Source organism: Ruegeria sp. HU-ET01832 (assembly GCF_040371315.1).
Classification (GTDB): domain Bacteria; phylum Pseudomonadota; class Alphaproteobacteria; order Rhodobacterales; family Rhodobacteraceae; genus Ruegeria; species Ruegeria lacuscaerulensis_A.
In genome coordinates, this window is record NZ_BAABWL010000002.1 from 182,140 (window position 1) to 194,385 (window position 12,246).

Sequence of the window (12,246 nt, forward strand, 5' to 3'; positions counted from 1 at the left end):
CAGATAAAGCTCGATCCAAAAGTTCTGGGCCATTAGGCCAGGCGCGTAAAACAACCGCTAGCGCTGCGCGGGCTTACTCTGGCGCCGAACCAACGGTTAAAATCTTCCCATTGCTCCAAACTAGCGCCTCGTAACAAACCTCGGCTCCTGCGCCTCCGCACCAACCACCGTCTCGTCCAATAAGCAGTATACGGTCAGGCCCCCAGTCAAAAAGACGCCAACCCGTTACCTGCCACGACATGATCTCACCGTCGACGATAAGATTGAGCATGCACCCCCCTGTTCCGCAGTACATAGAGGCAGCAGAAGAACAGGAATACTGGCTTTCATCTACGAGTTCAGCCTTAACCGTGCCAAACTGGGAGCGCAGCTCGATCTCGGTCACAGCGTCACCCTGATCAAACTCTCCATTCTCGAAGTCTTTGCAATCAGCAGCTGCGCTTTCGATGATCCGTTGTGCTTCCTGAGAGGAGGCCAAAACTGTTGTGGCGCAAAGCATCACGGCGACCATTGATGCCAGAAGCGTTGCAAATACAAATTTCACCCTTTTCATGCTGTCCTCTTCGTTTGAATTCAGTGATATCCCGCCAAAATAGCATCGTAAGAGGTGGTTTCGCCGAAGTTTTCCATCACCCATTCCGGATCGTAGTAGGTGTCGAGATAACGATTTCCGTCGTCACAAAGAATAGTGACAATGGAGCCAGATCGTCCGGCAGCCTCCATCTCTTGCGCAATTTGCAAAGCCCCCCAAAGGTTTGTGCCTGTTGATGGGCCTGCCCGCCGCCTGATCCGATCTTCAAGCCAGAGCATAGTCGCAATGCTTGCCGCATCGGGCACTTGGATCATACGGTCGATTACATCTGCCAAAAATGACTTCTCTACCTTGGGACGTCCGATACCTTCAATACGACTTGAACAGGGGCGGGTCAGGGTCCTGTCTCCAGTTCGAAAGCTTTCAAAAAACACTGAGTTTTCGGGGTCCACAACAACCAACTCACTTTTAAAGCCCTTGTAGCGAATGTACCGCCCCAGCGTTGCTGAAGTTCCGCCAGTGCCCGCGCTCATCACAATAACCGATGGAATTGGATGTGGCTCTCGTTCCATCTGGCGAAAAAGGCTTTCTGCAATGTTGTTGTTTCCTCTCCAATCCGTCGCCCGCTCGGCGTACGTAAACTGATCCATGAAGTAGCCACCGACTTCAGCTGCCAGTTCAACCGAGGCCTGGTGCATGTCCGGCGCCGCATCGACGAAGTGGATTTCCCCACCTTGGAACCGGATTAGGTCGATTTTGCTCTTGGCGGTAGATTTTGGGAGAACCGCGGTAAAAGGCACTCCGATCATACGGGCGAAGTAAGCTTCTGAAACGGCGGTGCTGCCAGACGAGGCTTCGATTACACGTGTCTCTTCCCATATTTTCCCGTTTACAAGCGCATAAAGGAAAAGCGAGCGTGCCAGCCTGTGCTTGAGGCTGCCAGTGGGATGTGTACTTTCATCCTTGAGATAGATGTCTACGCCCTTCAGCCCCCGGACGGGAAGCTTGAAAAGGTGCGTATCGGCAGAGCGGTGAGCATCTGCATTGATCTTGGCAATCGAATCCGAAATCCAACGGTCCATGCCTCTACTCAAACGCCCTGTTTAGGGCCCGTCAAGCTTGGGAAAATCGTCTTTGAAATTCATGGGGATGCAAGCATGCGTCACCAATAGGACCGACTGTCCATCTAACGGGCAGGAATACCTATCGTGCCAGATTGTGCTTCAATGAACAGCCAGTGATTAAGAGGGAAAAATGTTAGGGTACTGAAGGCGACGACTTGAACCCCAAGGAGAACCAGGCCGAATACATGAATGAGTGCAGGTATTTGATCTTCGTAAGCAAGCAGCAGAATTGACACGATCTGGCCGATGCAAATTGCTGCAACAAATATTCCAATATCAATCAACAAAAAGTTGCGCTCAAATATCGCTGTGTATGCTGTGAATACTATTACAATTAAAATAGCAGTAATTGCGAGGCTAACTCCTTTAGCACTAAATACGTCCCTTCTTGTAAGTCGGGGTGGAAGCGGCATTAGGCAGGCCCAAAACAAGCCTGGCCAAAAAGCCAGCTTTAAGTGTTCCCAAATTGACTCGTTGACAGCTGCCACAAGCGCCATTGGCGTCCAACTTCCAAGCAAAACAAATGCAAAGTGCAGCCCGGACCCAAGTAGGATCATTAGGATCGCCCCTATCGCTTCGAGCCAAACTATTCGGGACGAAGCTTCCGGCATGTTTGGATCTCCCAATCCTGATTGTCGAATACTCTGCTTAGATTCTCAAAAGTGAAATGCCCGCAGACATAGAAGGTCTAGAAATAGCTTTCACCCCCCCTTGGTGAGCGGCAATGTCCAAGTTCTTGTAAGAGTCTGTAAAGTTGACCCTTCCTGATTTTTAACCCCAGTTGCTGTCATTGCCAGGTGCTACAATAGACCGTAGGCTGGATTAAAATCCGGGGTTGAGCATGCACGATAAAAGGTGGGAAATATTATCGGTTGGATTTATTGCTCTGGCCACAGCGTCGTGTACAGATCTGTATCCTGACGCCGACGTCATGCCCACTCGCGCTGATGGGGCAGCCTTTTTCTCAGAAAACTGTAGTTCTTGTCATGGTGTGGATGGCAGAGGCGGTGGCCCGGCAAGCAGCGGTCTTTCCGTTGCGCCAACAGATTTGACAACATTGAGCGCGAAGAACGGAGGCACTTTCCCTCAAGCACGGGCCCTAAGCTACATCTATGGCGACCCAGGAAACAGCCATCTTGCTCGGGTTATGCCGGAATTTGGCGGGGAAATGGCGGAAGACCTGGTTCCGGTTGAAATCGAGGGTGTCTTGACGCCCACACCGCGCGAGTTAGCAGGGTTATTGTTTTTCTTAGAAAGCATCCAACAGTAGATTAGTGTTTTTGGCGCTAGGTCAGCAATTGATCGTTTGCCGGTGTTCTGGACCTGCACCTTTTTTTGACCCGGTGACAATTCCAGGCCTAGCATTGTGAAGCGCCGTGCTCTGCTAGGCGTAAGCAGTCATTCAAAATCATTTGGCCGAATTGGCGTGTCGAGTCCAATTCTGGCAGACTGCGAAGTGACATATGATTTATGTCAAAGAGCCGAGCGCTTTCACATGCTAAATTTCGAATGTTAAATGGTGAAGCTGTTCTGAGCTCGTTGCTGCCTGTCCCCATCAATCGGTTTTGGGCCATAGGATAGCAAGTGTTATATGGTAAAGGACCGACGTTGACCGGGGGAAGATGTCGGTCCATTTCTGTTGTAATAAACTCTCGTTTGGCAAAGGACCTCCAACTTATGAGGTACTTTATGATCGTTGCAAGCATAGTAATTTCTTCGGTTCCAACGATATCTGCGGCCGACGAGTTTTTGGACTTTGGGAAAGACCTTTTTTTCGAGCATTGCACCAGGTGTCACGGAGTCGATGCGACAGGAAATGGGCCTGACGCCACTGATTTGAAAACAGTGCCTGCTGATTTAACAAAGATTTCCGAACGCAGAGGGGGTGTGTGGCCCATGTTGGAGGTCATGTCGATCTTGGACGGTTATTTGAAAGTTCAAGAACCTCGCGATGACATGCCTATTATCACCGAGTTGAACGACGGCCCTACTGTCGAATTTGATACGGGGAATGGTTTGGTTACGCGTATTCCTTCCAGACTAATCGAAATTGCTGAGTATTTGGAGAGTATTCAGTCTCCGAAGCCGGAACGATATGTTCCGTGAAGTTCTGCTTCGCAGTTGAGTACGCAAAAGAGTGCTGCGTTGGGCGGGTGCCGTAATTGCCTGGAAGCAGCGAATATACGGATCGACTTGTAGACGATGCCGTCGCGGTCTGGCCTAGCTTGCTTCAATATCAGGTCTCGCGCTTCACAGCGGTCTAATCCAAGACTTCTTGTAGTACCTCACCGCTCGCACCATTAGGACGTGCCGTACTTAATAATGCAGACAGTGTGGATGCGATAGCAGTCGTACAAACCCGGCGTGCAACCCGTTGCGGTTTTAAGTTCGCTCCAGCAAAGAAAATCGGCACATGTGTGTCACCGCGCCACGGTGACCCGTGGGTGGATGTGACGGACAGACCATCGATGTCTGCGATGAACCAGCCGGGTTTGAAAATTACGTATATGTTCCCGGATCGGGTGGGGTGGTAGTTGTTGCGGACCAAGCGCATGATGTCGGTATCGGGTAGGAGGTTTGCTTCGATAGCCGTACTGGGGACGGCGAATGCCACATCGGGAAAGGATAGAAGCTCTTCTGCAATAGCTGACTCCAGCGTGGATAAATCAATATCAATGCGAGCCAATACTTCGGGGGCGATATTGAGATAGGGGTGATTATAACCTTCAAGCAATTTCCCGGTGATCCCAAACCGCTCCTTAAGCTTGGCTATCTGTTCCGTCGGGTCCCATGTGTCCGGAGCAACAAGGCCAGTTCGGATGCCAACACTCTCCAAATAGCCCGGCGCATCGGTGGTGCCGTGGTCCGCCGATAGAACGATCAAAACGTTTTCCAGCCCAATCCGTTCGTCGATAAACGCGAAGAGAATCATGAGAGTCTGATCGAGGCGGTATATCGTATCCTCGGCTTCAAGACTGGAGGGGCCAAACACATGGTTGACGTAATCCACGGACGAGAAGCTAATCGCCAGATAATCCGTTACCGCATCTTGCCCGATATCCTCGGCATCAATCAACCGTTTGGCAAACTGCGCCGTCAGATCGTCGCCAGCAGGACTAAGCGTTAAAAAGGTCGTAAAGTAGGGATTTTCCAGCGGGTCAAACCCATTTTGCGTCGAAGAATAGCGATGAGGAAAGGTTATGCCGAACCCGGCAACATCCGTCTCCCATGGTTGGTTGTCACGGTCGCCAAAGAGATAGGCTTCCTTTGGGTGCATCAACTCCCAAGAGGTTCCTTCAAAGGATGCGCTCGGCGATGCGTCATTCCATGAGGAAACCCAATCCGGGTATTTGTCATAGTAATAGGAGCTTGTGACAAAACGATTTGCGGCTTTTGAGAACCAGAAGGCTTTGCCGCTTTGCCCCGCCATTGTAATTGCCCCACGGTCTTTGATTGAAACTCCAAAGACCTTGGCCGCACCAGCAGTGGAAGCGCTTAATTCATCCGAAAGCGTCGTAACAAGTATAGCGCGTGGTGACCGGCCATCTGTGCCAGCTGCCGCCTGTGTTGGGTCAATTTCAATATCGTCATTGACACCAGCGCCATCTCCAAGAAGCGGAGCGGTGCTGTCTTCAACGTTGTAGACAACGCGGTCCAAGGTTCTGTCGAACCAGATATTTCCGATCATCCCGTGTACTGCCGGAGTTGCCCCGGTCGCCAATGTGGCGTGTCCGACAACCGTCTCTGTATTGGCATGGCAATGATGGGCGTCCAGATAGTGTACACCGTTTTCCAGTAAATACTTAAGGCCACCCTCCCCAAGATTCTCAAAGTAGCGTGTCGGCAGATCGCCCCGAAACGCGTCGACGGTTAGCTGCAAAACGAGACGAGGAGGTTCTTGTGCGTACGCAGGAGTGACTGCAACCAACCACAAAGACAAACAAGCTCTCAGTGTTTTAGGCACAGTGTTTCCTTTCGCTGTATTGCGCAGCAGGTTGGCGGCAACCGCAATTGCGCGCTAGAACAACCCGTTTCAATACCAAACTGATAACAAAAACGCTTCAAGTCTACTTCTTCCGCCCTATCGCGAAAGAGCCTGCAACACCCAAAACGGTGTTCATACAAACAATTGCTTGGAACTGAGGTGTCCGGATCGTTTTTGATCCAAAACAAGGCTTTGAGTCTTTTGAGACACTAAACTCTGCGCCAGAAACCCTGTCTCAGGTAAAACGCTATGACCAAAAACCTATCGGTTTTTCTTATTTTGGCTGGTTTGGTAATTGCTGGTGCGTTGCTGTATGTCGTTGTTGCCGAGGATGGCGATGAATTGCCGGTCGGATTTGTGCAAGGAAACGGGCGGGTTGAAGCGGAACAAGTCGAAATAGCACCAACTAATGCAGGTCGGGTTGCGAAGGTAACGGCAACAGAGGGCAGTATGGTTGCAGCCGGTCAAATCCTGGCCGAAATGGACATAGACGAGCTATCTGCCGCTCTGGACCGGGCTAGAGCCGAAGTAGCCTTGGCAAATCAGACAAGGGCCGAAGCAGATGCGCTCGTTGTGCAACGCGAAAGCGAACAGCGCAGGGCTGAGCAAGAGCTTGATCGTGCCACGGCGTTGCTGGCAGGACAAAATATCTCCAAAACTATTTTTGAAGATCGCGATACCACTCATAAGGTTGCTACAGCAGTATTGGGCGCCGCCAAAGCCCGAGTTGCAACCGCAGAAAGCCGTATTGCTGCCGCTGAGGCGGGAGTGCGCAGGATTGAGGCACAGATTGAAGACAGCGCTCTAGTGGCACCTTTGCCGGGACGCGTGCTTTACCGGCTCGCAGAACCCGGAGAGGTGGTTGGCGCGGGCGAACCAATCCTCACTATTCTTGGCCTTGAGAATGTTTACATGGAAGTTTTTCTTCCGGCGCGTGAAGCCGGACTTTTGCCCATTGGAGCTGAGGCTCGCATCGTGCTCGACGCTTTGCCGGAATATGCGATACCTGCATACGTGAGCTTTGTTTCTCCCGAGGCACAATTCACCCCCAAACAGGTCGAGACCCTGGATGAGCGAGAGCAACTGGTTTTTCGCGTTCGCGTCCGTATCCCAATAGACTTGGTTGAAAGTCGGATTGAGCACGTCAAAACCGGTCTGCGCGGTGTCGCGGTGATCCGGCTGAACCCAGCCGCTGCTTGGCCTGAGGCGCTTGAACAACGCATCCCAGAAGAGCTGTTCGAATGAGAGTTGAGGATGACGCCTGCGATATTCACATTTCAGGTGTTACGCACCGTTATCGCAAGCATGTCGCATTGGATTCTGTTTCGTTAGAACTGCCAGGCGGCCAGCTTGTTGGCTTTATCGGGCCGGATGGGGTGGGAAAGTCTACACTGCTTGGTTTGATCACCGGCGCGAAGAAACTGCAGTGCGGCAATATCGACGTTTTAGGCGGCCCGATTGGCGATTCTGGTCATCGACACAACATTTGCCCAGCCATCGCGTTCATGCCGCAAGGGCTGGGTCGAAACCTGTATACGGAGCTGTCTGTACGCGAGAACCTTGAGTTCTTCTCAGGTCTCTTTGCTCAAGGGCATGCAGAGCGGGATGACCGTATCGCAGCGCTATTGGCTGCGACAGGGCTTGCGCAGTTTGAAGACCGTTTGATGGGCAAGCTCTCGGGTGGGATGAAGCAAAAACTAGGTCTTTGCTGTGCGTTAATCCATGACCCCAAACTTTTGGTTTTGGATGAGCCAACGACCGGGGTCGACCCGTTGTCGCGTCGGCAGTTCTGGGCTTTGATTGATGCAATCCGAGCAAAAAGCCCCGAACTGTCGGTATTGGTTTCAACGGCGTACATGGAAGAAGCCGACGGTTTTGACCGGATTGTCGCGATGGACGCGGGTCAAGTCATCTTTCATGGGAAGCCCGCCGAATTGAAAGGGAGTGATGACGACCTCGAAATTGCATATCGGCGTCTGAGAGCACGGGAGTTGCCTGTCGAACCGGCGGGGAAAAACAAAACGAATGGGAAGATCGAAGCAAGCCCAGTGATAGTTGCGCGTGGACTGACACGACGCTTTGGTGATTTCACGGCCGTAGACAACGTCGACTTCACAATCAATCGCGGAGAGATATTCGGGTTTCTAGGATCAAACGGTTGCGGCAAGTCCACGACAATGAAGATGTTGACTGGCTTGTTACCATCCAGCTCAGGTGAAGCACTGCTGTTTGGCAACCCTGTCGATGCATATGACCGAAAAATGAGGCGTGAAATAGGCTACATGAGCCAGGCCTTTTCCTTGTATGGCGAGTTGTCGGTCCATCAGAACCTACAATTGCATGCGCGGATATTTGCAATTGCCAACCGAGAACAACGTGTTTCGGAACTCACTGAGCGCTTTGGGCTCGAAGAGCACCGGCATACGTTGGCGACGGCACTGCCTCTAGGGATCAAACAGCGACTGTCGCTAGCCGTAGCAGTGATCCACCGTCCGCGGGTGCTAATACTCGACGAACCAACATCCGGTGTGGATCCAGAGGCGCGCGATTCCTTCTGGGACTTGTTGACTGAGCTTTCGCGAAATGAGTCGGTAACGATCTTTGTGTCCACTCATTTCATGGGTGAGGCGGAACGCTGTGATCGCGTTTCGTTTATGCATGCTGGTAGAGTTCTAGCGGAAGGTACTCCGGCTGAACTGATCGCCGTCGAAGGGGCGAAAAACCTTGAAGACGCCTTCATTTCGATATTGGAAGCAGCAGAAAAACCAGTCTCTGTTGTCGCGCCAGAGGTCGGTTTTAGGGCCAGATCCCACGCCGGGGGAGGAGCGTTTTCTCGTGTATTGGCTTATACGCGGCGCGAGACCGTTGAAGTAGCTCGTGACCCGGTGCGTCTGGCTTTCGCGTTTCTGGGTTCTGCTATTCTAATGTTGGTTTTTTGCTTTGGAATTACGCTGGATATCGATGAGCTTGAATTCGCGGTACTTGACCTTTCTCAGGGGCCGGAGAGTCGTGCTTATGCGGCTGAATTCGCCGGATCGTCCTACTTTAAAGCCACATCGCCGCTGCAAAGCGCCAGCGAAGGGCGCGACCGTCTAGTGTCAGGTGAGGTCTCTCTGGTTGTTGAGTTACCACCTGACTTTGACCGAAAGATGAGTACGGGTGAACCAACCCAGATACTTGCAACTGTAGACGGTGCTATCCCATTTAAGGGTGAGACGGTTGAAGGTTATGTTTCCGGATTGCACCAATCATTTCTCGCGGAATATGCCCTTAACAATGGCAAAAGCCAGATAGATATCGCCAAGATCGAACCCCGGTTTCGCTACAATCAGAGCTTTGAGAGCATCGCCGCGATGGCTCCAGCAATGCCTGCTATCCTACTGATTATGTTGCCAGCTGTTTTGACTGCCGTAAGCGTAGCAAGGGAACGAGAGCTGGGGTCAGTTGTCAATTTCTACGTGACACCAACCACGCGGCTTGAATTCCTAGTCGGCAAACAAATTCCGTACATTTTGATCGCCTACGCAAATTTTCTGCTTTTGGCCGGAATGACCGTTTTTCTTTTCGGGGTGCCGTTAAAAGGAAATCCTTTCCCTTTGGCTGTTGGTGCCCTTCTTTACGTTTGGGCAACGACATCCTACGGGCTGTTGATCGCTACAATGACATCCAGTCAGGTGGCCGCGACATTTGCAACTGCCATCGCCTCAGTCGTCCCAACAATCCAGTTCTCAGGCCTGTTGCAACCTGTTTCAACGCTTGAAGGAGGCGCACAAGTGGTGGGCTCTCTTTGGCCTTCCTCATATTTCCTACACCTAAACTTCGGTGCCTTCACTAAAGGTTTGGGTTGGGAGGCCCTTGCGCCAGACATTCTGGCCCTCGCCTGCTTCGGACCAGTTCTGACACTGATCGCAGCCCTATGTCTTCGAGCGCAGGAGAAGTGAATGCAACGCTTCTACTGCATATTCTGGCTAGGCTTGAAGGAAGTGATGAGCCTGCGCCGTGATTGGGTGATGATGGCATTGTTGGTTTGGTCTTTCACGCTGGCCCCGATCATGGAAGCAACGGGAGTGGCAAGTTCTGTAAACAATGCCTCGATAGCGTTTGCGGATGAAGACGACTCGCCACTTTCTCGAGCACTTGCCACCGCGTTTTTCCCACCAGAGTTCCAACCGGTCGTCCAAATCGAACCCGGAAAAGGACCTGCCTACATGGACGCTGCGCGCTTTATTTTCGTTGTGGCTGTGCCCCCCGGATTCGAGAAGGATCTGCGCGCAGGGCGCAGTCCGGAGATTCAAGTTCTTATTGACGCAACCGCTATGGAACAGGCCGGTATTGGTGCAAACTACATCACCAGTATCTTGAGCGCTGAAATACATCGCTATGCAATTGGTATCGATCTAGTAGATGCTCCCTCAATCAGTGTCATTCTAAGAAGCGCCTTCAACCCAAATAGAGATACTGTACGTTTTGCTGGTATCGTTGCTCTGATTGGCCAGATCATGTGGCTCACAACCATTTTGACCGGAGCGGCAATGATTAGAGAGCGAGAGCACGGGACTATTGAACATCTCCTTGCCATGCCGCTTGCCCCATTTGACATTGCTATTGCTAAAATTTGGGCGAATGCAGCAGTGGTTTTGGTAGCGGCTGGTCTTTCACTAACCTTTGTGATGCAGGGTTCTCTGGGCATTAGTATCGCTGGATCCAATATGTTGTTTTTGGTTGGCACGGCGTTGTTTCTTTTTACTGCGACGGCGCTTGGGGTGTTTCTGGCAACCATTGCGCGCTCTATGGCGCAGTTCGCGCTTCTGGTCATGTTGATTGTGCTGCCAATGCTAATGCTGTCAGGTGGAGAGACCCCAATTGAAGGGCAGCCGGCGTGGTTGCAGGCAGGTACTTTGGTTCTGCCGTCACGCCACTACATGTCAGCAAGTCAGGCTATTGTTTTCAAAGGCGCTGGTATTGAGACTGTCTGGCCGGAATTCGTTTGGATGACGTTGTTGGGAACGGCTTTGTTGTTAATGAGTTTACGGCTTTTTCGGCGTTCTCTTGCGCAGATCAGCTAGCGCTCCAATCTGTTGGCTTTGACAGATTGGAGCGCTAGCTACTCCGCCTCTGAAGACAGTTTGGATATCTGCTGGTCAGAAGTCAGGGCATCAGCGACTGTATGAGCGTTAGCCTAGATATCTCTAGTCATGTTCGTACTATAACCGACGTTAGGTGCTAAGTGATAAGCTTGCGACGCAGTCTTTCAAAGCGGTTGTTCGCGGCCGGTATTTGGTCCAATTCAAGCTGAGCTCGCATGTGCCAAAGCAGCGTTCAAAAGCGGTCTCTTAAAGCATTACTAGCGGCTTCTTCCTACTTTGAAACTTTGACTTCGATGAGTTCTGGCTACATTCCAGAAAGCCCAGCGTTGGTATTCAATAGAAACTGGCGGAAAATTGGGCTGCTAGCCGCCCCAATGCCACGAGCGTTTTCCCCAACCGCTGCGGCCTCCACGACCGGAGGAATCAAACCGCGTTTGTCTTGGTTGATTAAGTAACGGCGAACCCTTGACACCAGTTCTTCCCGAATTTCAGGCGGGAACGCGCCATCGATAAAAATGGCCTCGAAGTCGATGACAGCACAGATTGAAAGAGCGGCCTTAGCTAATTCTTGCGCCGTGGTGCCAATCCATGGTTCTACATAGCGAGAAATGCTGCTCCAATTCTGCGGCTTCTTCCATAGAATCCCCGGGTCGACACCCGCTTCTATCAATCGGTCCTCAAGCAAAAACAGCGACGCCGTGTCGATCAGTTGCTGACTCTCACCCAAAGGACCGGTCGTGCGCATGGCGCCCAATGCACCGGCATTGCCTTGGTTGCCTTCGAACACGGTGCCGTTCAATGCAACGCCGCCGCCGATCATTGAGCCAATAAAAAAGTAGAAGTAGTCACGGTATTCTGCCCCACGCCCATAGAGATGCTCTGCGTGACACGCGGCTGTTGCGTCGTTGACCACAAAAACCGGCAAATCGCTGAACTTGGCGACCTCGGAAAAGAAATTCACATTTCTCCAAGACCGAAATTTTTTTGCAGCAAGCCCAGACAGATCGTGCCATTTCCAAAGTTCAAATGGGGTCCCGATACCGATCCCACAAACACGATCACGAAGCCTTTGGGGCTCGTGGGACAGAAGCGTTTCCAAACCAGTCTCCAAAAAACCGAAAATGACCTCTGGTAGCGGATAGTCATAAGTCGTGGAAAGTTGGCGGCGCGGCGTGCCAGTAAAGTCGATCAAGAGCAGATCGGCGCTACGCCGCCCGATCTTCATCCCAACCGACAAGATGCCTTCCGGATTTAGTTCCATAGGGATTGAGGGCTTTCCAACCTTCCCGCGCAGTGGGGTTCCACGCTTGAGAATTGTGTCTTTTTCAAGCTTGCGCAAAATGATTGATACGGTCTGAGGAGATAGGCCTGTTAATCGCGCAACGTCGGCGCCTGCGGCGGGCCCATGCCGTTGTAAAACTGTCAAAATCAGACGTTCGTTGTGATCGCGAACCCCGCTTTGACTTACCCCCCCGGTCAGTGTGTTGAGCGCCTCTCTTTCCATAGCCTGAACATAAA

At 51.7% G+C, this 12,246-nt stretch carries 10 protein-coding genes; 5 read left to right on the forward strand and 5 right to left on the reverse strand.

Annotation, left to right across the window (positions count from 1 at the left end):
- Nucleotides 1–73: 73 nt before the first annotated feature.
- From ABWV79_RS06250 to ABWV79_RS06260, 3 genes are all read right to left on the reverse strand, one after another.
- Nucleotides 74–553, reverse strand: coding sequence for a hypothetical protein (locus tag ABWV79_RS06250; protein ID WP_299641617.1), 480 nt, complete (start codon nt 551–553; stop codon nt 74–76).
- A gap of 20 nt (nt 554–573) precedes the next feature.
- Complete coding sequence (locus ABWV79_RS06255) at nt 574–1,614, reverse strand: PLP-dependent cysteine synthase family protein (RefSeq protein WP_299641619.1); 1,041 nt, start codon at nt 1,612–1,614, stop codon at nt 574–576.
- 104 nt (nt 1,615–1,718) lie between these two features.
- Nucleotides 1,719–2,267, reverse strand: a complete 549-nt coding sequence (locus tag ABWV79_RS06260) for a DUF6512 family protein (protein ID WP_353390971.1) — start codon at nt 2,265–2,267, stop codon at nt 1,719–1,721.
- A 230-nt stretch (nt 2,268–2,497) separates the two neighbouring features.
- Between ABWV79_RS06260 and ABWV79_RS06265 the strand changes: the two genes are divergently transcribed.
- The gene (locus ABWV79_RS06265; RefSeq protein ID WP_299641624.1) at nt 2,498–2,926 is read left to right on the forward strand and encodes a c-type cytochrome; all 429 of its coding nucleotides are present in this window, start codon (nt 2,498–2,500) and stop codon (nt 2,924–2,926) included.
- Nucleotides 2,927–3,345: 419 nt separating this feature from the next.
- Nucleotides 3,346–3,762, forward strand: a complete 417-nt coding sequence (locus tag ABWV79_RS06270; protein WP_353390972.1) for a cytochrome c — start codon at nt 3,346–3,348, stop codon at nt 3,760–3,762.
- Nucleotides 3,763–3,916: 154 nt separating this feature from the next.
- On the opposite strand, the gene ABWV79_RS06275 is transcribed toward ABWV79_RS06270, so the two are convergent.
- A complete protein-coding gene (locus ABWV79_RS06275) occupies nt 3,917–5,620 on the reverse strand; it encodes an alkaline phosphatase family protein (RefSeq protein WP_353390973.1) in 1,704 nt (567 codons plus the stop codon).
- A 270-nt stretch (nt 5,621–5,890) separates the two neighbouring features.
- On the opposite strand from ABWV79_RS06275, the gene ABWV79_RS06280 reads away from it, so the two are divergent.
- The 3 genes from ABWV79_RS06280 to ABWV79_RS06290 are packed head-to-tail and all read left to right on the forward strand — an operon-like array spanning nt 5,891 to nt 10,707.
- Nucleotides 5,891–6,886 carry an HlyD family secretion protein gene (locus ABWV79_RS06280; RefSeq protein WP_353390974.1) on the forward strand — a complete coding sequence of 332 codons (996 nt, stop codon included), beginning with the start codon at nt 5,891–5,893 and terminating at the stop codon, nt 6,884–6,886.
- The gene (gene rbbA, locus ABWV79_RS06285; protein WP_353390976.1) at nt 6,883–9,582 is read left to right on the forward strand and encodes a ribosome-associated ATPase/putative transporter RbbA; all 2,700 of its coding nucleotides are present in this window, start codon (nt 6,883–6,885) and stop codon (nt 9,580–9,582) included. The genes ABWV79_RS06280 and rbbA overlap by 4 nt, the downstream gene beginning before the upstream one ends.
- A complete protein-coding gene (locus ABWV79_RS06290; RefSeq protein WP_353390977.1) occupies nt 9,583–10,707 on the forward strand; it encodes an ABC transporter permease in 1,125 nt (374 codons plus the stop codon).
- Nucleotides 10,708–11,032: 325 nt separating this feature from the next.
- Here the strand turns inward: ABWV79_RS06290 and ABWV79_RS06295 are convergent, their stop codons facing one another.
- A complete protein-coding gene (locus ABWV79_RS06295) occupies nt 11,033–12,232 on the reverse strand; it encodes an ROK family transcriptional regulator (protein ID WP_170353724.1) in 1,200 nt (399 codons plus the stop codon).
- Nucleotides 12,233–12,246 lie beyond the last annotated feature (14 nt).